The sequence below is a fragment of the Tistrella mobilis genome (assembly GCF_041468085.1).
Classification (GTDB): Bacteria; Pseudomonadota; Alphaproteobacteria; order Tistrellales; family Tistrellaceae; genus Tistrella; species Tistrella mobilis_A.
Window position 1 is genome coordinate 643,739 of the sequence record NZ_CP121014.1, and the last position, 26,238, is coordinate 669,976.

Consider the following 26,238-nt stretch of genomic DNA (forward strand, 5'->3'; position numbering starts at 1 on the left):
GGGTGATGACGTACTCCACAGTGACCCCGATACATGGACAATGGAAGGTTTGGCTGGAAATGATGTTATCACATTTGGAAATGACGACGGTCTCGTATATGGCGGAGATGGGGATGATATAATCTATTTACCTCTTGGATATATTACCACCATGGATGGAGGAGATGGCTATGACATAATCTCCTGTGAAGATTCCACGACTGCTATAACCTTACATTATGATCCGGCGGGCTTGCAGTATAGCGAGAATGATCTGACTGCTTCTATCGAAGAAATAAGGTATACAGATTTTGACGACTGGATCAGCGCACCTAAAACAGTTCAGGTTCTACGCGGCGGCGGTGGAGACGATTATTTTAGAGCACGAGGACAGCGTCTCTATGATGGTGGCGAGGGCAACGATACGATCGCTTTTGCCGGCATCCAAACGCTCGATTATGGCGACTGGTACTTGACGGATTTGAGTGATCCGTCGAGATTTATCTCGGTCGAAAATGTCATGGGCGTAAACTATATAAAGGATTGGATTATAGGCTCAGCAGACAATAATGTGCTGCAAGGACTCTCCGGCGATGATGTCATCGAGGGAGGGGCTGGTGCCGACACCATGGCGGGAGGTGCTGGGCGTGATACGCTTAGCTATGCTGGTAGCGAGTCCGCTGTATATGTCGATCTAGCGGAACGAGTTTTTACTGGCGGCGACGCAAACGGTGACTGGGCAAGTGGCTTCGAGATTCTTCGAGGTTCTGACTACAACGACATGCTTGGGGAGGTCCGTTCTAGTACTAACTGGATCTCCGAAATATATGGCGGGGGGGGAGATGATATCCTACGGCCCGTCAGTATGACTATTATGCTCGATGGTGGGGAAGATTGGGATACCGTCTCTTATTCCCGCTGGACATCTGGCGTAATTGTCGATATGGCAGAATCCTTCAGTAAATATATTAATATTGAACAGATCAATGGCACTGCATATTCGGATCAACTGAATGGCACAAATGCCGTAGAAACGTTCCTCGGCTTCGCCGGAGATGACATTCTGCGCGGACGCGGCGGCGCCGATCTCCTCGATGGCCGCGGGGGCACCGACATCGCGACCTATTCCGACAGCGCGGAAGCTGTCCGGATCGACCTCGGTATCGGCCTCGGGTCTGGCGGTGACGCAGAAGGCGACCGGCTGATCTCCATCGAAAACGTCAATGGCAGTGCCTTCAACGACACTCTAGAGGGAGATGGCGGCGCCAATCACTTCATCGGCTTCGCCGGAGACGACACCCTGCGCGGTCGCGGTGGTGCCGACATCCTTGATGGTCGCGACGGCATCGATGTTGCAACCTATTCCACCTCGACCACCGGCGTTCACATCGATCTCGCCCTGGGGCAGGGTTTCGGCGGTGAAGCAGAGGGCGATCGGCTGATTTCGATCGAGATCGTCAATGGCAGCATGCACGACGATACCCTCGAAGGCGGCGCCGACGATGACACGTTGCGCGGTTTCGATGGCAACGACATCCTGCGCGGACGCGGCGGCGCCGATGTCCTCGACGGCCGCACCGGATCTGACATTGCGACATATTCCGACAGCAATGCCGCCGTCCAGGTCGATCTGGCATACGGAACCGGAACTGGCGGGCATGCCCAAGGCGATCAGCTCATCTCTGTCGAAGGCGTCAATGGCAGCGCCTTCGACGACGTCCTCCAGGGCAGCCTGTCCTCAGACGCCCTGCGGGGATTCGACGGAAACGACACCCTGCGCGGCCGTGACGGCAACGATATTCTCGACGGCCGCAATGGCAAAGACGTCATCGTCGGTGGACACGGAGCCGATCTGCTCCTTGGCGGCGCCGGCGCTGACCGCTTCGTCTACAGCTCGATCACGGAAAGCACCAAAACCCTCAGCGGCCGCGACACCATCCTCGACTTCAGCCACACTCAAGGTGATCGCATCGACCTCTCTCCCGTCGATGCCAACGTCACGCTTTCCGGCAATCAAACCTTCACCTTCATCGGAACCGCTGCCTATTCCGGCACCGCCGGACAGGTCCGATATGCCATCACGGCTGAGGGTACCATCGTCTACGCCGATACCGATGGCGACCGGATCTCAGACATGACCATCCTTCTCAATGGAAATCACGCTCTGACAGCCGCCGATTTCGTCCTCTGAGATCGCACCGCCGCCTCAAAAGTGAGCACGGCAGTCAAAACCGGAGAGAGTCGACGTCGTCACGATCTTGTAACAGATCTCGCACAGGCGACCGCCCAGGCGGCGCCTGCGCACCAGCCGGCGATGACGTCAGTCGGCCAGTGGACGCCCAGATAGATCCGGCTCACCCCCACCAGGAAGGTGAGCCCGATCGCGACCCCCAGAACATAGCCCTTCAGCCGCCGCCGGTTCTCGAACCGTGCGAGCAGAGCACCGAGCGTGAGGTAGGTGGTCGCCGACAGCATGGCATGGGCGGAGGGGAAGCTCGCCGTCTGCACCTCCACCAGATGGGCGACCAGATCCGGCCGCGGCCGTTCGAAGACCAGTTTCAGGCCGAAGCTCAACACCGTGCCGCCGATCACCGACAGCGCCACGGTCAGTGCGGCCGCCCGACTGCGGCGGATCAACAGATAGCCGACCACGACCAGGGTCATCAGCCCCAGCACGGTGGTGCTGCCAAGTGCGGTCAGGTCGGCGAAGCCGGTCTCCAGCCAGTTCGGGCCCAGCGGATCGGCCAGGTCGGCGGGGTTGCGCAGGCTTTGGAGCAGGGCGCGATCCAGCGCCTCGGTTTCCCCCTCCATCACCTCGTCCGCCAGCCAGACGAAGAACACGATTGTCGCCGTCACCAGGCCCAGAGGCCACCAGCGTTCGATCAGCGTCCGCCCGTCCCGCGCCGCAGTTTCCGACATGTTTCCTCCCGGCCATCCATGGTCAGACATGCAAAAACGCTACCGGAAGCGGCAGACCGCTTCCAGTGAGCGTTCCGGGAGGATGGCGCGGCCGCGGTCAGCGGCCGCTGCGCGTGGTCGGGTCCAGCAACATGCGCACGCTGTCGCCCAACCCGTTGAAGGCAAGGGCCGTCACCAGGATGGCAAGGCCCGGGGTGACCATCTGTTCGGGCGCAATCTCCATATAGAGATAGGCTTTGGCGAGCATCGAGCCCCAGCTGGCATCCGGTGCCTGAACGCCCAGCCCCAGAAAGGAGAGCGAGGCTTCGGCCAGAAGCGCGCCGGCCAGAAGCAGGGTCACCTGCACCAGGATCGGCTGGATGGCATTGGGCAGGATGTGACGGACGAGGATGCGCACCGGGCTTGCCCCGAAACAGCGGGCGGCGTCGACGAACAGCTCTTCCTTCACCACCAGCGCCCGGGCGCGGGCCAGGCGCGCGATCAGCGGGGCGAACACGATGCCGACCGAAATCATGCCGTTGGTGAGCCCCACCCCCAGCGCGCCGGTGACGCCGATCGCCAGCACGATGGCGGGGAAGGAGAGCAGCGCATCGATCACCCGGCTGACCACCTCGTCGACCCAGCCCCCGGCGAAACCGGCGAGCAGGCCGATCGGCAGGCCGATCACCAGCGCGATCGACACCGACAGCACGCTGGCATACATGCTGGCCGAGGCGCCATGGATCAGCCGGCTGAACACGTCGCGGCCCAGATCGTCGGTGCCCAGCCAGTTTTCGGCCGAAGGCGGCATCAGGATCAGGTCGAAATTCTGCGCGATCGGCGAATAGGGCGCGAGCTGATCGGCAAAGATGCCGGTGAGCGCGATGATCACCACCACCAGCAGGCTGAGCGCGCCGCGCGGATCGCGCAGCATCCAGGCGAGCACCGGGTTGCGCCGGCGGGGCGCCGCCCCGGCGGCAGAAGGGGTTGCGGTCCGGCTCATCAGCGTACCCTCGGGTCGAAGACGACATAGAGCATGTCGATGATCAGGTTCAGCCCGACCACGAAGATGATCATGGTCAGCACCACCCCCTGCACCACCGGGAAATCGCGGGCGAGCGCCGCGTTGACGATCAGATTGCCGACACCCGGAATGGCGAACACCGTCTCGACCACGACGGTCGCCGCCAGCAGGCGGTTGGCCAGCAGGCCGATCACCGTCAACAGGTTGACCGAGACGTTCTTGAGCCCGTGCTTCCACAGCACCGCGCCCCCGGGCAGGCCCTTGGCGTGGAGCGTGCGGACATATTGCGAGCCCAGAATATCGACCAGCGAGGTGCGCAGCTGGCGCGCCACCTCGGCGATACCGCCGGCGGCAAGAGCGGTGGCGGGCAGGATCGCATGTTCCAGCGCCCGGATCGGATCATCCGAAAAGGCGACCGCGCCGGTCGCCGGCAGCCAGCCGAGCGAGAGCGCGAAGGTTGCGACCAGGATCATCGCCAGCCAGAAATTCGGGATGGCGATGCCGACCGAGGCAAGCCCCATTACCGCGCCGTCGATGATCGAATTGGGCCGGAGCGCTGCCAGGATGCCGAGCGGTATGCCGATCACCATCGAGATCAGCATCGCCAGCACCACGATCAGCAAAGTGAGCGGAAAGGTGCGGGAGAGCGAGGTCATCACTTCCTCGCCCGAGATCAGCGACCGGGCGAGGTCGCCATGCACCGCCCCCCACAGCCAGTCGAAATACTGAACCAGGAAGGGACGATCGAGACCGTAGAGTGCCCGGATTTCGGCAAGGCGCTGATCGCTGGCATTGTCGCCGGCCAGCGTCACCGCGATGTCGCCGGGGATCAGCTGGATCAGCCCGAACACCACGAAGGTCACGATCAGGATCACCGGCACCACCTGAATCAGGCGGCGGCGCACGGTGCGGATCGCGCGGCGGCTGGACATCGGATCGGAAGTCCTCGAACTGGGGAGGGAAGCCGGAAGAGAGGCCGGGTGGAGCATGGCCCCACCCGGCACGGGGCAGACCTCAGGCCAGCGCCACGTCGTAGAGCTTGGGCTTGTTCAGCAGGTTGGGCTTGTAGCCCTCCACCTTCTCGCCCGCCACGTCCAATGCCGACAGGAAGGCCAGCGGGCAGACCAGGGCATTGTCGAGCACCAGCTTCTGGACCTTCGAGAAGGCGGCCTTGCGTGCCTCCTTGTCGGGCGAGGCGCGGCTGGCGGCGATCGCCTGCACCAGCTCGTCGGGCACCGGGCCGCGGCCGCCATTGTAATAGGCGTCGGGCAGATACATCAGCGAGAAGGTCAGGCTGGGATCGGGCCGGCCGGTCCAGGCCGAGACCAGCGCGTCGGTCTTCTTCTCGTTGCCGAAGAAGGCGGCCGAGGCCTCGGGAATGGTGCCGATCGAATAGCGCACCCGGATACCCACCTGGCGCAGCTGCTCCATGATGAATTCCTGGCGCTGCACCGAACTCTGGTCGGGATAGCCGCCCAGATGCAGGTCCAGCCCGTCGGCATAGCCCGCCTCGGCCAGCAGCGCCTTGGCCTTGTCGGGATCATAGGGGTAGTAGCCGGCCAGCTCTTTGTCGAAGGCCCAATGGGCCGAGGGCAGGTTGGTGATCGCCTTCTCGCCGATGCCGTTCATCGTCACCTTGACGAAAGCGTCGCGATCGATGGCATGGTTGATCGCCTGGCGAACGCGGACATCGTCCAGCGGCTTGCGCGCCCAGTTGAAATAGATCTGGATGCAATAGAGGGTCGGGCCGGTATAGGTGGTCAGCTTCGGCGCCCGCTTCGCGATCAGCCCCTGCTGGGGCGACAGGAAATAGACGAAATGGTTCTGCCCGGCCATCACAGAGCGCAGCCCGGTGGAGAGTTCCGGAATGATCGCGAATTCGATGCCGTCGACCTTGGGCGTGCCCGCCTTCCAATAGCCCTCGTTGCGCTTCACCACCACCTTTTCGTTGTCGTTCCAGGCAACGAAGCTCCAGGCGCCGGTGCCGACGGGGCTGCGGTCGTGGCCGTCCCCCTTCTCTTTCACCGCCTTGGGCGAACACATCATGCCGGCACGGTCCGACAGGATCATCGGCAGGGCGGCATCGGGGTTCTTCAGCCGGATGGTGACCTGATGGGGCCCGGTCACCTCCACCGCCTCGACATTGATCAGATCGGCCTTGATGTTGGAGCGCTGATCCCCGCGGTTGCGGTCCAGGTTGAACTTCACCGCCTCGGCGTTGAAATCGGTGCCATCATGGAATTTCACCCCCTCCTGCAGGTCCATGACCAGGGTCTTGGGGTCGGGGAAGCTCCAGGCACGGGCCAGGCCGGGCTTGGGATCCAGGCTTTCATATTCCCATTCCACCAGCGTATCGAAAACGGTGTAGAGGAAGGGATGATCCTGGCCCGAGCCGCCGGTCATCGGGTCCATGCTCGACGGATTGGCGGGGGCCGCCACCTTCAGCACGCCGCCGGCGGCCAGCGCCCGGCGGACATGGCCGGGCAGCATGCCCGCGGCCGCGGCACCGGCGGCACCGGCCCCCAGCAGCGACAGGAAACGGCGGCGGTCCATGGCGAAGGCCGGGCGGCCCCCGACGGCGACCGGCTCGCCCGCGAAGATGTTCGACGGATCCTTGGTCATTCTGGTCTTCCTCCCTGGTGGCCGCCGCCGGATCTTCTGTCGCGGTCGGCCGTGCCGCCTGATGCGGTCATTTTGTCTGAGACGGTCGGTCTGGTCGGTGCAGGCGCGTCGTCAGCCGGGCGCCAGGTCTTCGGCGAAATGGCAGGCGACGAAATGGTCGGGGGCGACGGGGCGCCAGTCGGGCACCCGCTCGGCGCAAGTTGCCTGCGCATGGGGGCAGCGGGTGCGGAAACGGCAGCCCGAGGGCGGGTTCAGCGGCGAGGGGATTTCGCCCTCCAGCAGGATCCGGCGCTTCTGGCGCAGATGGGACGGCAGCGGCACCGGCTCGGCCGACATCAGCGCCCGGGTATAGGGGTGCATCGGCCGTTCGGCCACCGCCTCCACCGGCCCCAGCTCCATGAACCGGCCCAGATACATCACCGCCACCCGGTCGCTGATATGCGAGACCACGCCGATATCATGGGTGATGAAGACATAGGCGAGGCCGCGTTCGCGCTGGATTTCGGCGAAAAGGTTGAGCACGTCGCCGCGGATCGAGACGTCGAGCGCCGCCACCACCTCGTCGCAGACCATCAGCTTCGGATCGAGCGTCAGCGAGCGGGCGATGTTGACCCGCTGTTTCTGGCCGCCCGACAGCTCGTGCGGGTAGCGCCTGGCCTGTTCGGCGCTGATCCCCACCCGGTCGAGCAGGTCGAGCGCGCGGGCGATCCGCGAGGCCCGGTCGCCCTCCCCCACCACGTCCAGCGGCTCGCGGACGCTGTCGAGAATGCTCATCCGCGGGTTCAGGGCCGCGTTCGGGTCCTGGAAGATGATCTGCAATTCGCGGCGCTTGTGCCGCAGGCGGCGGCCCTTCAGCCGGGCGATGTCGTCGCCCTCGTACAGGATCCGCCCGCCGGTCGGGTCGAGCAGGCGGACGATGGCCCGGCCGAGCGTCGACTTGCCCGACCCGCTTTCGCCGATCACGCCGAAGGTCTCGCCCGGCCGGACCTCGAAGCTGATCCCGTCCACCGCCTTCAGGCTTTCGCCGTCGGCGGTGGTGAAGGTGACGCGCAGATCCTCGACCGACAGCATCGGCTGGTCTGCGGCCGCGGCGGCTGCCTGTCGAGGGGCGGGCTTCACGGTGATCATCCGACGGTGCCCTCCAGCTGGAGTTCCCCGGTGCGCCGGCAGCGGGCGCGGTGGCCGGGCTCGGGCTCACGCATGGCCTGTGCCGTGGTGCAGGCGTCCTCGGCATGGGGGCAGCGGGGGCGGAAACGGCAGCCCTCGGGCATCGCCATCAGGGGCGGCACCCGGCCGGGGATGGAGGGCAGCGGCGCGCCGCGCTCCACCAGCCGCGGCAAGGCCGAAAACAGCCCGGCGGTATAGGGATGGCGCGGGCGGACCAGCGCGTCGTCGACGGCGGCATCCTCCACCACTTCGCCCGCATACATCGTCACCATCCGGGTGCAGGTCTCGGCGACCACGCCCAGATCATGGGTGATGAACAGCAGCGCCGTGCCGGTGGTTTCGCTGAGGTCGACCAGCAGATCGATGATCTGGGCCTGGATGGTGACATCCAGCGCCGTGGTCGGCTCGTCGGCGATCAGCAACTTAGGGTTGCAGGCCAGGGCGATTGCGATCATCGCCCGCTGGCGCATGCCGCCCGACAGCTGGTGGGGATATTCCCCCGCCCGCCTGGCCGGCAGCGGGATACCCACCCGCGCCAGCAGGTCGACCGCGCGTTCCTTCGCCTCGCGCCGCGACACCGTCTCATGCGCCAGGATGGTTTCGACGATCTGCTCACCGATGGTGAAGACCGGATCGAGCGCGCTCATCGGTTCCTGAAAGATCATCGCGATGCCGGCCCCGCGCACCCGGCGCAGCTCACGCGCAGAGAGCTTCAGCAGGTCGCGGCCCTCGAAACGGATCGCACCGTCGATCCGGGCCAGGCCGCGCGGCAGCAGCTGCATGATCGCAAGGCCCGTCAGCGTTTTGCCGCAACCGCTTTCCCCCACGATGCCGATACGCTCGGCGGCGCCCACCCTGAACGACACGTCGCGGGTGGCAGAGACCACCCCGCCGCCGGTGCGCAGGTTGATCCCCACACGGTCCAGCTCCAGCAGCGGCGTCGCCGCCGTCATCGGCCCGTCTCCGCGGCTGCGCGCGCGGCGGCGAGTTCGGCCAGAAGGGATTGTTTCAGCTTGTACTTCTCGATCTTGTTGGTGGGTGTCACCGGCAGCGCGTCGACGAAGCGTACATGGCGCGGCGTCATGTAACGCGGCATCACCCCCGCCGCGAAGCTGCGCAGCTCGGCCTCGGTCATGCTCCGCCCTTCGACCAGCTGGATGAAGACGGCGCAGTCCTCTTCCTCTCCCTCCTCCGCCGGCACCGGCAGGGCGGCCGTGGCACGGATGTCGGGGTGGGTGTTGAGCAGATCCTCCACCTGATAGGACGAGACATTCTCGCCCCGCACCCGGAAGAAGCCGCCCATGCGGTCGATGAAGTAATAGACGTCGTCCCCGGTCCGCCGCACCGCATCGCCGGTGTGGAACCAGAGATTCGAGAAGGTCCTGATGGTCGCGTCCGGCTTGTTGAAATAGCTTTTCAGCAGCAAATGCGGGAAGCGCGGCCGGAAGGCCAGCTGCCCGGCCTGGTCCGGCCCCAGAACATTGTCGTCCTCGTCCAGGACCGCGGCCTCCAGCAGCGGCGAGGGCCGGCCCATGAAGCCTTTGGCCAGCGGTTCGGCACCATCCACCACCATGATGCCCCGCTGGTGCGCGATCTCCAGCACCGTCGCCCGGTCATGGCCGACCCGGAACTCCGGACGCTTCGCCTTGGCCTCGCCGAACTGGTCGATCAGGGCGACGAAGCCGTTGCCGCTTTCGGTCTGGCCGAAGCCGGCGGTGGAGAACGGAATGCCGAAGCGCTGCGCCACCTCGTGATGGCGTGCCGGCAGCGGCTGCATATGCACCCGCATCATGGTGTTGTCGCGATCATCCGCGCGCGGCTCGGCGCTCATCAGCCAGGGAACCATCACGTCCAGCAGAACGGCATTGCTCGCCCGATGGGCGCGCACCCGGTCCCAGAATTTCGTCGGGCTGAACTTGTCCCAGAGCGACACCGCGCAGCCGGTCCAGCAGGCCTTGGCGACCAGGAACATCGCCCCGCCGACATGGTAGAGCGGCAGGTCGCAATAGATCGTGTCGTCTGACGTCAGAAACGCACGGCTGTTGAAGGTGTACTGGTTGATCCAGCGGAAGGGCTGGACCACACCCTTGGCCGGGCCGGTGGTGCCGGATGTGTAGATGATGTTGGCGATATCGGCCGGCCCGCGGGTCACCGGCCGGTGGCGGCGCGGGCTGCGCATCAACTCGGCCAGATCATGCAGGCCGGGCCGGGCCAGAAGTGCCGGCGGCAGGGCGGCCTTGGCCGGATCATGGTCGTGATCCGACGGCAGCGGCCGGTGCACCACGATGGCGGGCAGCGTCACCTCGTCCAGCACGGCGGCCACAGCCGGCGCCAGATCGGCATCGGTGATCAGCACCCGCGGTGCGGTGTCGTTCAGCTGATAGGCGAGCAGCCGGCCGGTATAGTTGAAGTTGACCGGCGCATAGACGGCACCGGCTTCCCAGATCGCGAACATGGCAAGTGTCGCGATCCAGGAATTGCGCGTGAAGACCGACACGCGGTCGTCGGGCTCCAGCCCCATCTCCTGCAGGGCGGCGGCAAGCGTCGCCACCTCGGCCTCGAAGGCGGCGAAACTGAGGTCGCGCCCCTCTTCGCCATAGCGGATGAAGGTTTGGTCAGGATGATGGCGCACGGCATCGCGGAAGCGGTCGGTGACCACATCCCCCTGCTGCACCATCATCGCGAACAGCGCCTGGGCGTTCACGATGGCAGTCCTCCCGTCGCGGCCGTCTGTCGCGGCCTTTCGTCGATCCATCCGCCCGATCCTGACATTTGCCCGGCGATGACCGGCGGTCAGTTAGAACAAACGTTCGACCTAGCCCCGATTGTTCAGGAGATGTGCGGCTGCGTCAATAACGCGATGTGTATCACCGCCGCGTCGTCTCCAATGCCATGGCATGCAGGCGGATCAGGCGGCGACGTCGGCGAGCCGATAGCCCTTGCGGATGCCGGGCCGCCGGCAGGGCAGGCTGTCCAGGGCGACGCAGTCGTCGAGCATCTCGACCAGCCCGTCGGGACCGACGCGCATTTCCACCTGATAGAGCGCGCCGGCATGCAGCACGCAGCCGGCGATCATCCAGTCGCCGCCGGCGGTACGGCCATGGACCGTCAGCGGCGTCAGCACCTGTGCCAGACGATCGCCCAGTTCGGGCGTCAGGGCGGTGAAGGGCAGATCGGCCAGGCGTTCCACCACCGGAAAGCCGCCATGATCGCCGCAGACCACGGCGCAGAACCAGCGCAGATAGTCCATGGCCTGTTCCGGCCCGTCGAGCAGAGGCGGGTCGGCGGCGTTCAGCGCGTGGATCACGCGTGAGGTGCCGTCGACATGGCCCAGCCGGTCGGGCAGCATGCCCAGCAGCAGGGTGGCGAAGCGGCCGTCGGCGCGGCGGACCAGAAGCTCCGCCAGTTCCAGCCGTGCATGAAAGATCGGCCGGCACAGCCGGACATTCAGCAATTCGGGCACCAGCGGCCCAAGACCTGCCGCCAGGGCCGCCCGCATCAGCCGGGTGGCACAGGCCGGAAGCCGAAGCTGCCAGTCGCCGATGCTCACCGGCGGCACCGGCCAGGGCCGCGCCGGATCGCAGGCAAGGCGGCCCCTGATCGCCTCGTCCGCAATCGCGGCTTCGGCGACCGGGTCACGCCGGATCAGCGGTTCGGCCGTCACGACCATGGGTCGGGATCTCCGTCAGGGGTCTCCGCTGCCATAGCCTGACACGACCGGCCACCGCATGCCACAGCTGTTGCGCGCAGGGCAGACGACGGCCGGGCCTCGTCGGGTTATGATACCCTCCGACACCCAACCCCTGGTTCATGGATCTGCCGCATGTCCGTTGCGTCCGTCACCCCCGTCATCGACCCCGCCATCCATGCCCTGCGTCCGGATTTCCGGGCCGTCAGCCTGACGGTCACACTGGCAGGCACAGCGGCGGCCGATGCCGAGGCGATCGCGGCCGAAGCCCTGACCCGGGCCGTCCAGCAGGTGCAGGACGGCGGCCCGGCCTGGGCGGCGGCGCATCTCGACGACTGGCGGGCGGCCTTCCGGGCCTTCGGCGCCAAACCCGCCCGCACCCCGTCATCGGCGGAAGCCCTGCGCAAGCGCGTGATCCGCGACGGCGCGCTGCCCCCGGCCGGACCAATCGTCGATCTTTACAACGCCGTCAGCCTGGCCTTCGCGATCCCCGTGGGTGGCGAGGATCTGGATACCTATCGGGGCATGCCCCGCCTGATCCGCGCGACGGGCACGGAACCCTTCGACGTGATGAAAGAGGGCACGGCCACGATCGAGACGGCCGAGCCGGGCGAGGTGGTCTGGTGCGACGAGGCCGGCGTCACCTGCCGGCGCTGGAACTGGCGCCAGGGGCTGCGCACCCGCCTGACCGCAGAGTCGCGCCGGCTCTGGTTCATCCTGGAGGCCTTGGGCAGCATGCCCGACACTGCGCTGGCGGCGGCGGGAGAGGCATTGGCCGATGGCCTGACGCGTATCTGGCCTTCATCAATAATCGTGCGGCATAACCTTGATCCGCGAAACTGAGATATGGCTCAAAAGGCACGGCCTGCTGTAGGCTTCTTTCGGGAACATTTGCCGTCAACTTTAAAGCACGACAGGCCCAGCGTCATGCAGCAGAATCACCCGGTCTCCGGCGCCGAGACATCCGACACCACCGCAATGCCGCGCGCCGTCTGGCGGCGCCCGCAGCTGATGATCGACGATCTGCCGTCGTCGACGCTGGCTGCGCCGGCTTCCACGGAAGACGGCGGCGTCTTGGTGTCCTGACAATACAATCAGGCCCGTCCGCCGGTTCTACGCGCGGGCACGGGCACATGGGCAACCGCCCGCCGCGGCGGCAGGAAGATCTGCGGGATGCGGATGCGCCTGCCGCCCGAGCTGCCATGGTCGTCGCCGGCCTGGAACCAGACCGCGAAGGCGACCTGAACGCTGCCCAGCGTCAGCCCCATGAAGAAGGTCAGCACCGCTGCCGCCAGCGGCCCTTCGGCATTGGTGCTCATCAGCGTGCCCAGGCCCGAGACGTCGAACCAGAGCAGGGCGCCGACCACGGCGAAGGCGAGCCCGAAGCCCACCAGGGCGTGCATGACGACGAAACGGACCAGCATGGGCATCGGACGGGCGCTCCTCTCGGCGCGGTGACGCATGTTGAATGACTATGGCCCCGGTGCTGCCCGGGTCAAGATGCCGGAAGGTCGCAGGCGGCCGCGGTGACCGCCGCCGCCATCCCCGGGCGTTCCCGCCAGCAGCCAGAGCGCGAAGGCGATCTGCACCACGGCCAGCGTCTGCCCCATCAGCAGGGTGAACACCGCCGCCGCAAGCAGCCCGCCCCGCACCTCAAGAACCAGCCCGCGCAGCCCCGAGACATCCCCGGCGAACAGCGCCGCCACCACGCCGAGCGCCAGCATGAAGCCCGCCGCGGCATGGGCGATCAGAAACCGCGGCAGGCGCCCGCTTTCGGCATCCAAGCCTTCAGCCGTTCCATCCATGACACCGGCCCTTCATCGGGGGCGGCCGGAAGATCCGCCGCCTTTCCCGACCAAACGCCGTGTCCATGCGCCGGTTCCGCCCTCAGCTTCCGATGGCGGGACGGTCCTCCAGCAGCCGTTTCGGATGCATGCCGTCGACCATGCCCATGAAGGGGGCGTGGATCGAATAGCCCAGCATCCGCCGGACATGCTCGCTGCACTGCTTTACAACCGGCAGCGGTACCGACAGGCTGAAATTCTCCTGCTGGCGGCACCAGGGGGCGCAATATTGGGCGGTGAGCGCCAGGCGCGGGCGGTCGCTGCGGTTGGCGCCGCCGCTGTGCCAGAGCGTGCCCAGGAACAGCACCACCGACCCCGCCGGCATCACCACCGGGATCGCCGCCTCCGCCTCTTCAGGCGTCGGCAGGCGGTTGCCCCAGCGATGGCTGCCGGGGATCACCCGTGTCGCGCCATTCAGCGGCGTGAAGTCATCCAGCGCCATGATCGTCGCCGCCCCCAGCACCGGCCGCGGCCGGGGCAGGCTGTAGAAACTGTCGTCGAAATGCAGCGCCTGCGCCTCTTCGCCGGGCAGGATGTCGATCACCTGCAATTGCGACAGCAGGTAATTGGGCTCGAACACCCGGTCGAGCAGGGCCAGCACCAGGGGATGTTCGACCAGCGGGTTGCAGGCCAGGGTCTTGGCGATGACCGCGTAAAGCCGGCGGGTCTTCAGCCCTTCGAAGGGGTTGCGGCCGCCGCGCGGCGCCATATGCGGCAAGACCGCCGCCCGCATCCGCGCCACCTCGTCGGGCGGGAACAGATTTTCCAGGATGACATAGCCGTCGCGCTCCAGCGCGGTCCAGGCGTCCTCCACCCGCGCGGGCGGTGCCGTGTCCTGGCTGCCGGCGGTGGAGTGGTATTTGCGCGGCGAACCGGTGCTGGCATAGTCGTCGAGGCCGTCGAGCATCAGCGGGGCCATGGGCGGGTTTCCTCCTCCGGTTGCGGCATCCATGCCGTTCTGGCCTTCAAGGATGGCGGCTGTAACCACCCGGGACAATGACGGGGCGTCTCACGCGACATGACCGAAAGCCCGCCTCCCCGCCGCCGCTGGATCACCCCCACCATCCCGGCCCGCTTCGTGCGGGAGCTGACCGACCGGCTGCCGCTGGCGGCCGACACCCTGCGCCGCATCCACCAGCGGGCCGGCATCGATCCGCGGCTGCTGGAGGCCGACGAGCCGCGGGTGGCGCCGATCGCCTACCGGCGCCTGCAACGGCTGGCGGTGGGGGCCGCGGGGGATGAATTCCTGGGCCATCTGGCCCGGCCGGTGCCGCCGGGAACGACGGCGGAACTGCTCAGGCTGCTGGCCCATATGCCTTCCACCGGCCATGCGATCGACGGCATCGCGCGCATGATCCGGGTGTTCGACGGTGCACCGCCCTGGCGGATCGATCTGCCCGAGGGCCCGGCCGGCCCTGTTCGCCTGCATCTGACCCCCCGCAATGCCGTGCAGGCCGATGCGCTGCTGATGGTGCATCTGATCCTGCTCGGGCTGATCCATGTCATCGGCTGGCTGGCGGGAGAGGCGCCGCCGCTGCGCCGGGTGATGCTGCCCGATCGCTTCGCGGCGCTTGCCGCCGAATCAGCCTTCCTGTTCGGCCGGCCGGTAGAACATGGCGCGATGCCGGGCGGGCTGGAATTCGGTCCCGGCAGCTTCGCCCTGCCGGTCACCGCGCGGCCCGACGGCGCCGGCGCCTTCACCCGCCGGCTGGTGGAGCTGATGACCCAGCCCACCGCGCCGGCCGGAACCGAAGCGGCGCTTCGCCATCTGCTTGCCGCCACCCGCCCCTATGCCGGGCTCAGCGAAACGGCGGCCGCACGGGCGCTGGGTCTGTCGCGGGCGACCCTCGCCCGCCGGCTTGCATCTTCCGGCATGTCATTCCGTCTGGTCCGCGACGAGTTGCGCCGCGATCTGGCCTGCAGCCTGTTGAGGCGCACCGAACTTTCGCTCGCAGACATCGCCGAACGGCTGGGCTTCTCGGAACCCAGCGCCTTCCAGCGGGCCTTCCGCCAGTGGACGGGCCAGCCTCCGGCACGCTGGCGGCGGTTGAACCGCTGACGGGAAATCGATCAACTTCGGCTTTTCGCACTTTCGTTCCTGACTATATGATGACCGAAACGAAAGCCGGCGGCCCAAGGGACCGCCAGGCAGACCCGCAGCCGAGGACGCGCCGCCGATGTACCTGTCTCCCCGCCATGCCGAAATCGTCCAGCTTGCCAAGGACAAGGGCCGGATCCTGGTCGACGAGCTGGCGACGCATTTCGGGGTGACGCCGCAGACCATCCGCAAGGATCTGAACGACCTCTGTGAACGCCGGCTGCTGACCCGCATCCATGGCGGCGCGCTGTTCCCGTCGGGCGTGCAGAACATGGAATACGAGGCGCGCAGCCTGATCGCCTCGGACGAGAAGACCGCCATCGGCCGCGCAGCCGCGCAGCTGATCGGCGACAACACCTCGCTGTTCATCAATATCGGCACCACCACCGAAGCGGTCGGCCGCGCGCTCACCGATCATGCCGGGCTGATGGTGATCACCAACAACATCAACGTCGCCAACCGGATGCGGATCTATCCCTCGATCGAGGTGATCATCGCGGGCGGCGTGGTCCGCGGCTCCGACGGCGGCGTGGTCGGCGAGGCGGCGGTCGATTTCATCCGCCAGTTCCGGGTCGATTTCGCGGTGATCGGCGTGTCGGCCATCGACAATGATGGCGCGCTGCTCGATTTCGACTTCCGCGAGGTGAAGGTGGCCCAGGCGATCATCGCCAATGCCCGCCATGTGATCCTGGTCGCCGATTCGACCAAGTTCGAACGCACCGCCCCGGTGCGCATCGGCCACCTCTCCCAGGTCAACACCTTCATCACCAACCGCTGCGACCTGCCCCAGATCCGCCGCATCTGCGCCGACGCCAATGTCCGGCTGATCGAGACGGATGCGCAGGCCACTCTGATCTGACGTCAGACGAACGACACCGACAGTCGCCCGAACGCGCCCCACTCCGCCGCAACCCGGTCACCCGGCTCGACCGCGATCGGCACCACACAGGTGCCGGTGATCACCACCTGCCCCGCCTTCAGCGGCAGGCCCAGGGCCGAAACCTCGTTGGCAAGCCAGGTGAGCGCCAGACGTGGATCGCCCAGAACATTGGCGCCCAGACCATCATGGCGGCTGCGGATTTCGCCATCCGGGCCGGTGACCACGGCCCGCGGCGTCTCGGCGGCAAGATCGACATCGCGCCAGGCGGCGGTGGTGGCCGGGCCCAGAATGAACAGATTGGCGCAGGCGTCGTCGGCGATCAGCTGGGCGGCGCCCACCGCACAGAAATCGGTGTAGCGCGAATCCGGCAGTTCGATCGCCGGATGCAGGCTCGCCACCGCCGCCAGCACCTCGTCGACCGTGAAGGGGGTGGCGCGCGGCATCAGGTCGCGGCCGAAGCGGAAGGCGAATTCAACCTCGGCCACGCGCATCAGACTGGTGGCGAGCGGCACCACCGCCCCATCGGGCAGCAGGCGCTCTGCGAACAGCCGGCCGGCCAGCGGACCGTCGACGCCGATATGGCGCTGACCGGCCAGGCTGGTCGCGGCGATCTTCCAGCCGATATGGGCGGCCGGGTCGGCGACGAGCTGTGCCTGAATGGCATAGCCCTCGGCCCGGCTCCGCGGCCGGAGCGCTTCGGGCAGGCAGGCCAGCCGCGTGCCGGCGGTCCAGTGATCGAGCAGCATCCCGGCCGCGGCGGCGTGGTCCCTGGTCATCGATGCCGGCATGACAATCTGGTTCACGGATGGATCCTCCCTGGCGTTCTCGTATCGCGGAACTTGGGAAGATCATGCCATGCGCTGCATCCAGGGCGTCAACCGGATTGCGTGGGAACCTGCGATGGCAGGTGGCGGTTCAGCCGTTCCGCCGCCGCCGCGGCGGCAGGGCTGCCGCGGCCGCAGCCTCGTCACCGATCCCCGGCCCGGCGCGCACCTCCACCTCGCGCGGGTGCAGCTCCTCGCCGCAGGCCTTGCAGGTCAGCACCGGTTCGATGTCGTGACCGCAAGTGCGATGCCGGTGCAGCATCGGCGGCCCCGCCTCCCCCGCATAGTGCCGGTTGCCCCAGTGCACGATGCTCATCACCACGGGATAAAGATCGAAGCCCTTGGGGGTGAGGCGGTATTCATCCCGCGGGGGGCGGTCCTGATAGCGCACCCGCGCCAGCACGCCCTCATCGACCAGCAGTTTCAGCCGGTCGGCGATGATGGTGCGTGAAATGCCCAGCCGCTCCTGAAAGGTGTCGAAGCGGCGCACCCCCAGAAAGCAGTCCCTCAGCAGCATCAGGGTCCATCGGTCGCCGATCACCGCGACGGTGCGCGCCATGGAACAGGGCTGGTCTTTCAGATCATCGCGTTTCATGGCCGCAGTATTCCATTGACTCGATCCAGATTCAATACGAACTTCGTCCAGAAACTGGACTTACATAACCCCGGGCAATATGATGACCCGGTCGGGAGGAGGAACACGCCATGAGCCATCCAACGACGCAGGCCGAGCCTGGCACCACGCCCGGCACCTGCCTGGTGATCGGCGCCGGCATCGGTGTCGGTGGGGCCATCGCCCGGGCTTTCGCCGCCCGCGGCCACGCGGTCTGCCTGACCCGCCGGCCGCGCAATCTGGATCAGGTGGAGGCGCTGGCCGAAGAGATCCGCGCCGAGGGCGGCCGCGCCCATGCCTATGGGGTCGATGCCCGGTCCGAAGACGAGATGATCGCCCTCTTCGACCGTATCGAGGCCGAGCTCGGGCCGCTGGAGGTGGTGGTCTTCAACATCGGCGCGAATGTTCGTTTCGACATCCGCGACACCACCGCCCGCGTCTTCACCAAGGTCTGGGAAATGGCCTGCTTCGCCGGCTTCCTGGCCGGGCGAGAGGCTGCGCGCGTGATGGTGCCGCGCGGCCGGGGCACCATCCTGTTCACCGGCGCCACCGCCAGCATCCGCGGCCGGGAAGGCTTCGCCGCCTTCGCCGCCGCCAAGCATGGCCTTCGGGCCGTGGCCCAGAGCATGGCGCGCGAGCTGGGGCCCCGGGGCATCCATGTCGCCCATGTCGTGGTCGACGGCGCGATCGACGGGGCCTTTACCCGATCCACCCGCGCGGATGTTCAGGACCTGCTGGACCGGGACCTGATCCTGAAGCCCGAGGACATCGCCGCCAATTATGTCTGGCTGCATACGCAGCCCAAATCGGCCTGGACGCATGAACTGGATCTGCGCCCCTGGTCGGAAACCTGGTGAGGGAGAGCAAACGCATGAGCCGGCGTACCGTCGACATGATCTATGATTTCGGCAGCCCCAACGCCTATCTGGCGCGCCGGGTGCTGGACCAGGTGGCCGCCCGCACCGGCGCCACGGTCAATATCATTCCCTGCCTGCTGGGCGGCATCTTCAAGGCGACCGGCAATCAGGCGCCGATGCTGGCCTTCGCCGGCATCAAGGGCAAGAACGACTATGAAATGCTGGAACTGCGCCGCTTTGTGGCAAAGCACGGCTTCGACGCTTTCCGGATCAATCCGCATTTCCCGGTCAACACCCTGCTCGCCATGCGCGGCTTCGTCGCCGCACGGCACATGGGCGTGGCCGATGCCTATCTTCCGGCGGTGGAGACCGCCATGTGGGAAACCGGCCGCAAGATGGACGACCCTGAGGTCTTCGTCGCCACGCTGAACGAAGCCGGCCTCGACGGTGCCGCCATCGCCGCCGCCGCCCAGACAGCCGAGGTCAAGGCCGAACTCGCCGCCAATACCGAGGCGGCGGTCGCCCGCGGCGCCTTCGGCATCCCGACCTTCTATGTCGGCAAGGAAATGTTCTTCGGCAAGGAACGGCTGGGTCAGGTGGAAGAGGAACTGGCGAAGGGGTGAGCCCCGTCGACCTTGATTCTAACCTGTCACCTGTCTCGCCCCTGCCGGAAAGCCTGCGGCGACAGGCCATAGGCGTCGCGGAAGCGGCGGCCGAAATGGCCGGCATTCTGGAAACCCCACGAAAAGGCGATGTCGGTGATGGTGCGCCCCGCCATCACCGGGTTGGCCAGATCGCGGCGGCAGCGGTCCAGCCGGGCGGTGATGAGGTAGCGGCGGACGGTGGTGCCGTCACTGCCGAACAGGGCGTGGAGATGGCGGAGCGAGATGCCGGCCGCGGCCGCGATCCCGGCCGGATCCAGCTCGGGATCGTCGAGCCGGGCATCGATCAGCGCCTTGACCCGGTCGAGCTGCGCCGCCCTGAGCCCGGCCGCGCGGCGCGGCGCCTCGGCGCCAAGTGCGGCGACCAGCACGCCCAGCATCGCCTCGCCCAGCGCCTCGCCATCGGGCAGGTTCTGCTCCAGCAGGCCGCCGGCCATGGCGCCCACCGCCCCCGAGACCAGCCCGGCCCCCGCCGTGCCCGCCGCCAGGCGGCCGGCGGCATCCTGCCAGCGGCCCGGCAGCCAGTGCCGGAGGCGGGTGAGCGGCAGCACCACCGACCGCTTGTGCAGGCGCTCCGTCACCTCAAAACTCATCGGCCGGGTGGTGGTCCAGACCAGCACGTCGCCGGCGCCCAGGGCGATACGCCTCTCGCCGATCGAGAACTGCTCCCGCCCGCTCAACACCAGCTGGATGACCACCAGTTCGCGGCCGTCGCGCGCCGGGCCCGGGCGGCGGCGACTGCCGGCACAGGGATCGCAGATGCAGTCAACGACCGTTACCGGGCCGGCGCGCCGCTGAAGCAGCCGCGCGTCGAAGCCCGGCATCGGCCGGCCGGTGGCCGCCCAGCCGTCATAGACGGTTTCAAGCGTGGTGCGCCAGACCTCCGGGCGGAGGTCCGGCGGGTGGTCGGCGGCGCGCCAGGATGCGCCGCCGATATCTGTGGACAAGGTCATCAGCGACGGGCCTCCCCGCCCTTCCTGATGGCGGATCCGTCAGCCGTGGAAGGGGGTGAAGGTCTGAACCAGGATCCGATCGTCGCGGACCAGCAGCGTGTCGGTCGCCCGCGTGACGAAGGGCGCCGCCGACCAGACCAGATAGGCGACCTCCCCCGCCACCTGACGTGTCTCAACCCGGAATGCCGCCCAGAATTCGGGCGTGGCTTCCGCGAGGAACCCGGCAAAGAACCGCCGGATCTCCTCGATCCCATGATGCACCGCATCCGGGGTGATCACCACTGCCGCCGCATCGTAATCGGCCAGAACCGCATCCAGGCCCTGTGCGAAGGCGCCGAGATGGCGGTCGAACACGGCGGCCGTGCTCATGACTGCGCCGAAAGAAAGGCGGTCCAGGCCCCCTGGGCTTCGGCCCAGCCGATATTGGCGATGACGGTCCCGTCCGGCTGAATGAAGGCGAGCGGGCCGAGGAACGTCATATAGAACACGCTGTCGACCGGGAAGAAGGTGCGGTCGTGGCGGGCGCCCGAGGATTCGAAGCCATAGCCCGGCGCCACCGCGGTGTCGCCGCCGGCATCCCGGCCGCCGCGCACATCCATGCGGCCATGGGTCAGGAAATACTCGCCCGGCCCGGTATGGATATGGGCCGCGAAGGACGACCCGGCCGGGCAGGTGAAAATCGCGGTCCAGCCGCCGCTTTCGGGGGAGACATGCAGCAGCTTCCAGGTGATGCCGCCATCCGAGAAGGCATCAGGGAACGGCGCCCAGGGCCCGTCATCGATCTGGACATATTCTTCGGGCGTATGGGGCTTGGCGATATGGCCCGTCGACATCAGCATGGTCGTCCTCCCAGGTCTCGTGTTGGACGCCGCATCTTGGCGGCCGCCTCTTGCGGGCCTGATCAGTCTGGCAGCTGCCGGGGCCGGCCGCTCGCCTGCGGGTGCACATCGTCGGGTCTCTCTGCGCGCAGGGCCGGGCCGGCATGCTTCGACAGGCGACAAGCGCGCGCCCGGCCGCTAGGCTCTGCCCCGACATCCACCACCGCGCCGGCGGATCCAGCCCGCCGGCCCCAGTCATCCAAGGAGACGGTCATGACCGGAACCGCCGCCGATCCGGCCACCCGCGACTTCATCCTCAGCCAGACCATGCTCCGGGTCCGCGATCCCGAACGCTCCGTCGCCTTTTATCGCGACGTGCTGGGCATGCGCCTGCTCAGGCGCTTCGACTTCCCCGAAATGAAGTTCTCGCTCTACTTCATGGGCTATGTCGACGCCACCGACGAGCCGCAGCCCGAAACCCCGGCCGAGGCGGCCGCCTGGGTCTTCCGCCGCAAGGGTGCGCTGGAGCTGACCCACAACTGGGGCACCGAGAGCGATGACGGCTTTGCCGGCTATCACAACGGCAACAGCGATCCGCGCGGCTTCGGCCATATCGGCATCACCGTGCCCGATGTCTATGCCGCCTGCGCGCGCTTCGAAGAGCTGGGCGTCGACTTCGTCAAGCGGCCCGACGACGGCAAGATGAAGGGCCTGGCCTTCATCCGCGATCCCGACGGCTACTGGATCGAGATTCTGTCGGCCGACGGGCTTGCCGGGCTGGTCACCGGCGGCTGATCGCAAGGACGGCCGGCGGCACAGGCGGTTCGGCGGTTGCCGCGGATTTCGTATACCAAGTACAATCTGCCGGACCCGCCCTTCCGCCGCCCCGGATCCCCCGCCTCATGACACCAGCCTCGTGACAGCCGGCCCCATGACCCAGACCAGCGACACCCCGCGCCTCGGTGAACAGCATCTGCCGCTGCATGAACGCGTGCGCGCCGAGATCCGCAAGGCGATCCTGACCGGGGAGCTGAAACCCGGCGACCGGCTGGTCGAAGACCGTCTGGCAGAGGTCTATGGTGTCTCGCGCAATCCCGTGCGCGAGGCAATCCGCGGCCTGGCCACCGAAGGGCTGGTCGAGGTGCTGCCGCGCCGCGGCGCCCTGGTCGCCCGCATGGCGCCGGATGAGGCGCGCGAGACCATCGAGGTCCGCGCCCTGCTGGAAGGCCAGACCGCCCGTCTGGCCGCCCGCCGCCGCGACCCCGGCATGCTCCACCGCGCCCGCGACATCCTGGCGCGCGGCGATGCCGCCATGGCCGAGGGTCGCGACGACCTGCTGGCCGGGCTCAATGTCGATTTCCACAAGGCCCTGGCCGAAGCCGGCCGCAACAGCGTGCTGTCGGACCTGATGATCGGCCTGCGCGACCGCACGGCCGCACTTTTCGCCGACGATACCCCGGCACGCCGCCGGGCGGCCTGGGCCGATCATGCCGCCATCCTGGAAGCCGTGATCGCCGGCGACGAAGACCTGGCGGCCCAGCGCGCCACCGCCCATGTGCTCAGGGCCGGAGAGGCGTTCCTGGGCGAGGGCTGATGCCTGGCGAGGGATCCCCGGTGATGGAGAGGACATCATGCACGACATCGCCGGCGCGCTGCCGGGCTATGAGAGCTTCGATCGCGCCGCCTGGGCGGCGCTGCGCTCCAACACGCCGCTCACGCTTTCCGAGGACGAGCTGGCGGGCCTGCGCGGGTTGCAGGATCCCATCGGGCTTGCCGATGTGTCGGAGGTTTATCTGCCGCTCTCGCGGCTGCTGAACCTGCATGTGGGTGCCGCCCGCGGCCTGTCGCGGGTGCGCGATGCCTTTCTCGGCCGGCCGGCCGGGCACGCACCCTATGTGGTGGCGCTGGTCGGCAGCGTGGCGGCCGGCAAAAGCACCTTCGCCAGGGTGCTGCGCGCGCTCCTTGCCCGCTGGCCCGATCATCCGCGTGTCGATCTGGTCACCACCGACGGCTTCCTGCACCCGACCGCGGTGCTCAAGGCCCGCGGGCTGATGACGCGCAAAGGCTTCCCCGAAAGCTATGACACCGCCGCGATGATCCGCTTCCTGGCCGCGGTGAAATCCGGCGCCGAAGAGGTGGCGGCACCGGTTTATTCCCACCTCTCCTACGACATCGTGCCGGGCGAGTTCCAGATGGTCCGCCGGCCCGACATCCTGATTCTGGAGGGGCTGAACCTGCTGCAGGTGGACGGCAATGCCCCGGCGGTGGTGTCGGATTTCTGCGACGTCTCGCTCTATCTCGACGCCGACGAGGCCGATGTCGCGCGCTGGTATGTCGAGCGCTTCCTGCTGCTGCAGAAGACCGCCTTCCGCAACCCGGCCTCGTATTTCCACCACTATGCCGACCTGCCCCATGACGAGGCGGTCGAGGTCGCCCGCGGCATCTGGACCAGCATCAACCGGGTGAACCTGCACGAGAACATCCTGCCCACCCGCATGCGTGCGGATGTCATTCTCCACAAGGATGCAACCCATGCGATCGATCGCGTGCTTCTGAAGGCCGTCTGAGCCGCGCATAACCACATCAACCATCTGGACATATTGACAAGAGAGGCGTTCAATTTCCTCAACCAAGACGCACCGGCACGAATCGGTGCGACCGGGGGAGGAAAAGGGCAATGGTATTCGATTACGTGATCGTGGGCGGCGGATCCGCAGGATCCGTGCTGGCCCGACGGCTGAGCGACGACCCGTCGGTCAGCGTCTGCCTGATCGAGGCGGGCGGCGAGGGGCGCGACCGGCTGATCCGCACGCCGGCCGGCGTGGTGGCGATGCTGCCGGGGCGGCCGAAGATCAACAACTGGGCCTATGAGACGGTGCCGCAGCCGGGCCTTGGCGGCCGGCGCGGCTATCAGCCGCGCGGCAAGGCGCTCGGCGGGTCGAGCGCGATCAACGCCATGCTCTATGTCCGCGGCCATCGGTCGGACTATGACGGCTGGGCAGCGGCGGGCTGCCCGGGCTGGTCGTGGGAGGAGGTACTGCCCTGGTTCCGCAAGGCGGAAGCCAACCAGCGCGGCGCCGATGATTTCCATGGCGCCGAGGGTCCGCTCCAGGTCTCGGACCAGCCCTCGCCGCGGCCGGTCTCCCATGCCTTCGTGCAGGCAGCGGCCGAATGCCAGATCCCCGTCAACGAGGATTTCAACGGCCCGCGCCAGGAAGGCGTGGGGCTCTACCAGGTCACCCAGTTCCATCGCGGCCCGGCGAAGGGGGAGCGCTGCTCGGCGGCGGCGGCCTATCTGCATCCGGTGATGGCGGCGCGGCCCAATCTGCACGTCATGACCCGCACCCACGCCACCCGCATCCTGATCGAGGAGGGCCGCGCGGCCGGCATCGCCTGGCGCCGCGGCAGGGAGACCGGCGAAGTCCGGGCGCGCGTGGAGGTGATCCTGTCGGGCGGCGCCTTCAACTCGCCCCAGCTGCTGATGCTCTCGGGCATCGGCCCCGCGGCCGAACTGTCGGCCCTGGGCATTCCGGTGGTGGCCGATCTTGCCGGTGTGGGCCGCAATCTTCAGGATCATCCGGATTTCATTCTGGGCTGGTCTTCCGCCGATACCGACATGTTCGGCATCGGCATGGCCGGCACCGGCCGGCTGATCCGGGCCTGGCGGGACTGGCAGCGCAACCGCACCGGTATGCTCACCACCCCCTTCGCCGAGGGGGGCGCCTTTCTCAAGACCGATCCCGCGCTCCACCGGCCGGACATCCAGCTGCATTTCGTGATCTCGATCGTCGACGACCATGCCCGCAAGCTGCATGCCGGCTATGGCTTCAGCTGCCATGTCTGCGTGCTGCGGCCGAAATCCCGCGGCAGCGTACGCCTGGCCTCGGCCGATCCGCTGGCCGCACCGGCCATCGACCCGGCCTTTTTCGCCGATCCGGACGATATGGCGGTGATGCTGAAAGGCACGCGCATCACCCGGCGGATCCTCTCGGCCCCCGCCCTCGCCCCCTATCGGGCCCGCGAACTCTATCTCTCGGGAGAACCCGACGACGAGACGCTGACCGCCCATATCCGCGCCCGCGCCGACACCATCTACCATCCGGTCGGCACCTGCCGGATGGGCAATGACGACGGTGCGGTGGTCACACCCGAACTGCGGCTGCGCGGGGTTGCGGGTCTGCGGGTGGTGGATGCCTCGGTGATGCCCTGCCTGCCGGGCGGCAACACCAACGCCCCCACCATCATGATCGCCGAACGGGCGGCATCGATGATCCTGGCCGCCCGCAGCGCCGGTACGAAGGCGGCTGCCTGAGGCGAGGCCGGCCTCATGTGCCGAGCTGTCGTTTCAGGGCCTGACTGAATGCCGCGGCGGCCGGGCCGAAGGGTTCATCGATCCGATGTGCCAGATAGGCCTCGGCCGCAACCTGGCTGTTGCGGCCGAGCGCGCCGGTCGCGAGGCGCACGAGGCGCCCCTCTGCCAGATCCCGCGCCACCTGCCAGAAGGGCAGCCGGCCCCAGCCGAGGCCGGCCAGGATCATCGCATGCTTTGCGTCCTGGCTGGTGACGCTGCAGGTCTGGGGTGAGAGAACGCCGAACATGCGGTCCCGGCTGAGCGGCGTCGGATCGGACAGGACGATCTGCAGGTGATCGGCCAGATCCGGCAGGCCGACGGCTCCGCCCGCTTGCCGCAGCGCCAGTGGATGGCCGGCCGAGACGACGGCGACCTGCTCGACGGAGGCGATCGCCTCCAGCGCGATCCGCGGGTCGCGGAAGTCTTCGCCCACCACGATCACAAGCACGCTGCGCTTCTCGATCAACGACATGATCGGACCGCCCAGCGGCTCGACGGCCAGGCGGATGGAGACCGTCGGATATGCGGCGCGCATCTCCGCCAATGCCGCACCGACCGCGCTGATCGGGAACAGGGTATCCACGGTCAATGAAAGATCGAGCTCGATACCCTCTCCGAGACCGCGGGCTCTGGCGCGCATGGCGTCCACCCGAAGAAGGATGTCACGCGCATTCGAGAGCAGGGCCTGCCCTTCGGCGGTCAGCACCGGCCGGTGGCCGGCCCGATCGAAGAGGGCCAGCCCCAGCTCTGCCTCCAGATTGGCAATGGCATGGCTGACCGCAGACTGAACCCGCGACAGCCGTGCCGCCCCGGCCCGGAAGCTGCCGCTTTCCGCCACCGTCACGAAAATGCGCAGCTGGTCCAGTGTCAGCACATCCAGCATGATGCATCCGATCGATCAAACTCATCGATCTTATATCACTTCTGCGGATCATCTGCAGGCCTATCCTGCTGTCGGTT

The 26,238-nt window shown here is 67.3% G+C and carries 28 protein-coding genes; 11 read left to right on the forward strand and 17 right to left on the reverse strand.

Going from position 1 to position 26,238, the window contains the following annotated elements; translation table 11 throughout:
* The first annotated feature begins 40 nt into the window (after window positions 1–40).
* A complete protein-coding gene (locus tag P7L68_RS02595; RefSeq protein ID WP_371998865.1) occupies window positions 41–2,170 on the forward strand; it encodes a hypothetical protein in 2,130 nt (709 codons plus the stop codon).
* Window positions 2,171–2,229: 59 nt separating this feature from the next.
* Here P7L68_RS02595 and P7L68_RS02600 read toward each other — a convergent pair whose 3' ends face one another.
* From P7L68_RS02600 to P7L68_RS02635, 8 genes are all read right to left on the reverse strand, one after another.
* Complete coding sequence (locus P7L68_RS02600; RefSeq protein ID WP_371998866.1) at window positions 2,230–2,898, reverse strand: phosphatase PAP2 family protein; 669 nt, start codon at window positions 2,896–2,898, stop codon at window positions 2,230–2,232.
* A gap of 97 nt (window positions 2,899–2,995) precedes the next feature.
* A complete protein-coding gene (locus P7L68_RS02605; protein ID WP_371998867.1) occupies window positions 2,996–3,880 on the reverse strand; it encodes an ABC transporter permease in 885 nt (294 codons plus the stop codon).
* Window positions 3,880–4,833 carry an ABC transporter permease gene (locus P7L68_RS02610; RefSeq protein WP_296713615.1) on the reverse strand — a complete coding sequence of 318 codons (954 nt, stop codon included), beginning with the start codon at window positions 4,831–4,833 and terminating at the stop codon, window positions 3,880–3,882. Before P7L68_RS02610 ends, P7L68_RS02605 begins: the two co-directional genes overlap by 1 nt.
* Before the next feature lie 82 nt (window positions 4,834–4,915).
* A complete protein-coding gene (locus tag P7L68_RS02615) occupies window positions 4,916–6,523 on the reverse strand; it encodes an ABC transporter substrate-binding protein (protein WP_371998868.1) in 1,608 nt (535 codons plus the stop codon).
* Window positions 6,524–6,634: 111 nt separating this feature from the next.
* Window positions 6,635–7,651 carry an ABC transporter ATP-binding protein gene (locus P7L68_RS02620; protein ID WP_371998869.1) on the reverse strand — a complete coding sequence of 339 codons (1,017 nt, stop codon included), beginning with the start codon at window positions 7,649–7,651 and terminating at the stop codon, window positions 6,635–6,637.
* Window positions 7,648–8,643 (reverse strand): ABC transporter ATP-binding protein, encoded by a 996-nt coding sequence (locus P7L68_RS02625; protein WP_371998870.1) that lies wholly within the window; start codon window positions 8,641–8,643, stop codon window positions 7,648–7,650. Before P7L68_RS02625 ends, P7L68_RS02620 begins: the two co-directional genes overlap by 4 nt.
* A complete protein-coding gene (locus tag P7L68_RS02630; protein ID WP_371998871.1) occupies window positions 8,640–10,445 on the reverse strand; it encodes a class I adenylate-forming enzyme family protein in 1,806 nt (601 codons plus the stop codon). The genes P7L68_RS02625 and P7L68_RS02630 overlap by 4 nt, the downstream gene beginning before the upstream one ends.
* A gap of 153 nt (window positions 10,446–10,598) precedes the next feature.
* Window positions 10,599–11,360 (reverse strand): hypothetical protein, encoded by a 762-nt coding sequence (locus P7L68_RS02635; RefSeq protein WP_371998872.1) that lies wholly within the window; start codon window positions 11,358–11,360, stop codon window positions 10,599–10,601.
* A 153-nt stretch (window positions 11,361–11,513) separates the two neighbouring features.
* Between P7L68_RS02635 and P7L68_RS02640 the strand changes: the two genes are divergently transcribed.
* Together P7L68_RS02640 and P7L68_RS02645 are read left to right on the forward strand one after the other, a co-directional pair.
* Complete coding sequence (locus P7L68_RS02640; protein WP_371998873.1) at window positions 11,514–12,221, forward strand: B3/4 domain-containing protein; 708 nt, start codon at window positions 11,514–11,516, stop codon at window positions 12,219–12,221.
* Between the two features lie 84 nt (window positions 12,222–12,305).
* A complete protein-coding gene (locus P7L68_RS02645; protein WP_371998874.1) occupies window positions 12,306–12,464 on the forward strand; it encodes a hypothetical protein in 159 nt (52 codons plus the stop codon).
* An 8-nt stretch (window positions 12,465–12,472) separates the two neighbouring features.
* On the opposite strand, the gene P7L68_RS02650 is transcribed toward P7L68_RS02645, so the two are convergent.
* From P7L68_RS02650 to P7L68_RS02660, 3 genes are all read right to left on the reverse strand, one after another.
* Window positions 12,473–12,808, reverse strand: coding sequence for a hypothetical protein (locus P7L68_RS02650; protein ID WP_371998875.1), 336 nt, complete (start codon window positions 12,806–12,808; stop codon window positions 12,473–12,475).
* A 42-nt stretch (window positions 12,809–12,850) separates the two neighbouring features.
* A complete protein-coding gene (locus P7L68_RS02655; RefSeq protein WP_371998876.1) occupies window positions 12,851–13,183 on the reverse strand; it encodes a hypothetical protein in 333 nt (110 codons plus the stop codon).
* A gap of 82 nt (window positions 13,184–13,265) precedes the next feature.
* The gene (locus P7L68_RS02660) at window positions 13,266–14,141 is read right to left on the reverse strand and encodes a phytanoyl-CoA dioxygenase family protein (RefSeq protein WP_371998877.1); all 876 of its coding nucleotides are present in this window, start codon (window positions 14,139–14,141) and stop codon (window positions 13,266–13,268) included.
* Window positions 14,142–14,240: 99 nt separating this feature from the next.
* On the opposite strand from P7L68_RS02660, the gene P7L68_RS02665 reads away from it, so the two are divergent.
* Together P7L68_RS02665 and P7L68_RS02670 are read left to right on the forward strand one after the other, a co-directional pair.
* Entirely contained in the window at window positions 14,241–15,281 is a 1,041-nt protein-coding gene (locus P7L68_RS02665; protein ID WP_371998878.1) for a helix-turn-helix domain-containing protein, read from the forward strand.
* Between the two features lie 118 nt (window positions 15,282–15,399).
* The gene (locus P7L68_RS02670) at window positions 15,400–16,179 is read left to right on the forward strand and encodes a DeoR/GlpR family DNA-binding transcription regulator (RefSeq protein ID WP_371998879.1); all 780 of its coding nucleotides are present in this window, start codon (window positions 15,400–15,402) and stop codon (window positions 16,177–16,179) included.
* A 2-nt stretch (window positions 16,180–16,181) separates the two neighbouring features.
* On the opposite strand, the gene P7L68_RS02675 is transcribed toward P7L68_RS02670, so the two are convergent.
* Both P7L68_RS02675 and P7L68_RS02680 read right to left on the reverse strand, forming a co-directional pair.
* Window positions 16,182–16,976 carry a 2-keto-4-pentenoate hydratase gene (locus P7L68_RS02675; protein WP_371999246.1) on the reverse strand — a complete coding sequence of 265 codons (795 nt, stop codon included), beginning with the start codon at window positions 16,974–16,976 and terminating at the stop codon, window positions 16,182–16,184.
* A 139-nt stretch (window positions 16,977–17,115) separates the two neighbouring features.
* Window positions 17,116–17,619, reverse strand: a complete 504-nt coding sequence (locus P7L68_RS02680) for a winged helix-turn-helix transcriptional regulator (RefSeq protein WP_371998880.1) — start codon at window positions 17,617–17,619, stop codon at window positions 17,116–17,118.
* A gap of 110 nt (window positions 17,620–17,729) precedes the next feature.
* On the opposite strand from P7L68_RS02680, the gene P7L68_RS02685 reads away from it, so the two are divergent.
* Together P7L68_RS02685 and P7L68_RS02690 are read left to right on the forward strand one after the other, a co-directional pair.
* Window positions 17,730–18,494 (forward strand): SDR family NAD(P)-dependent oxidoreductase, encoded by a 765-nt coding sequence (locus P7L68_RS02685; protein ID WP_371998881.1) that lies wholly within the window; start codon window positions 17,730–17,732, stop codon window positions 18,492–18,494.
* A gap of 14 nt (window positions 18,495–18,508) precedes the next feature.
* A complete protein-coding gene (locus P7L68_RS02690) occupies window positions 18,509–19,117 on the forward strand; it encodes a 2-hydroxychromene-2-carboxylate isomerase (RefSeq protein WP_371998882.1) in 609 nt (202 codons plus the stop codon).
* A 26-nt stretch (window positions 19,118–19,143) separates the two neighbouring features.
* On the opposite strand, the gene P7L68_RS02695 is transcribed toward P7L68_RS02690, so the two are convergent.
* The 3 genes from P7L68_RS02695 to P7L68_RS02705 are packed head-to-tail and all read right to left on the reverse strand — an operon-like array spanning window position 19,144 to window position 20,948.
* On the reverse strand, window positions 19,144–20,109 hold the full coding sequence (locus P7L68_RS02695; RefSeq protein ID WP_371998883.1) for a helix-turn-helix domain-containing protein: 966 nt from the start codon (window positions 20,107–20,109) through the stop codon (window positions 19,144–19,146).
* A 39-nt stretch (window positions 20,110–20,148) separates the two neighbouring features.
* A complete protein-coding gene (locus P7L68_RS02700) occupies window positions 20,149–20,478 on the reverse strand; it encodes a nuclear transport factor 2 family protein (protein ID WP_371998884.1) in 330 nt (109 codons plus the stop codon).
* On the reverse strand, window positions 20,475–20,948 hold the full coding sequence (locus tag P7L68_RS02705) for a 2,4'-dihydroxyacetophenone dioxygenase family protein (protein ID WP_062761874.1): 474 nt from the start codon (window positions 20,946–20,948) through the stop codon (window positions 20,475–20,477). Before P7L68_RS02705 ends, P7L68_RS02700 begins: the two co-directional genes overlap by 4 nt.
* 252 nt (window positions 20,949–21,200) lie before the next feature.
* Between P7L68_RS02705 and gloA the strand changes: the two genes are divergently transcribed.
* From gloA to P7L68_RS02725, 4 genes are all read left to right on the forward strand, one after another.
* Complete coding sequence (gene gloA, locus P7L68_RS02710) at window positions 21,201–21,722, forward strand: lactoylglutathione lyase (RefSeq protein ID WP_371998885.1); 522 nt, start codon at window positions 21,201–21,203, stop codon at window positions 21,720–21,722.
* A gap of 136 nt (window positions 21,723–21,858) precedes the next feature.
* Window positions 21,859–22,521: a GntR family transcriptional regulator gene (locus P7L68_RS02715; RefSeq protein WP_371998886.1), complete on the forward strand. Its 663-nt coding sequence runs from the start codon at window positions 21,859–21,861 to the stop codon at window positions 22,519–22,521.
* Window positions 22,522–22,558: 37 nt separating this feature from the next.
* Entirely contained in the window at window positions 22,559–23,494 is a 936-nt protein-coding gene (coaA, locus tag P7L68_RS02720) for a type I pantothenate kinase (RefSeq protein WP_371998887.1), read from the forward strand.
* 110 nt (window positions 23,495–23,604) lie between these two features.
* Complete coding sequence (locus P7L68_RS02725) at window positions 23,605–25,239, forward strand: GMC family oxidoreductase (RefSeq protein WP_371998888.1); 1,635 nt, start codon at window positions 23,605–23,607, stop codon at window positions 25,237–25,239.
* A gap of 13 nt (window positions 25,240–25,252) precedes the next feature.
* On the opposite strand, the gene P7L68_RS02730 is transcribed toward P7L68_RS02725, so the two are convergent.
* Entirely contained in the window at window positions 25,253–26,161 is a 909-nt protein-coding gene (locus P7L68_RS02730) for a LysR family transcriptional regulator (RefSeq protein ID WP_371998889.1), read from the reverse strand.
* Between the last annotated feature and the right edge of the window lie 77 nt (window positions 26,162–26,238).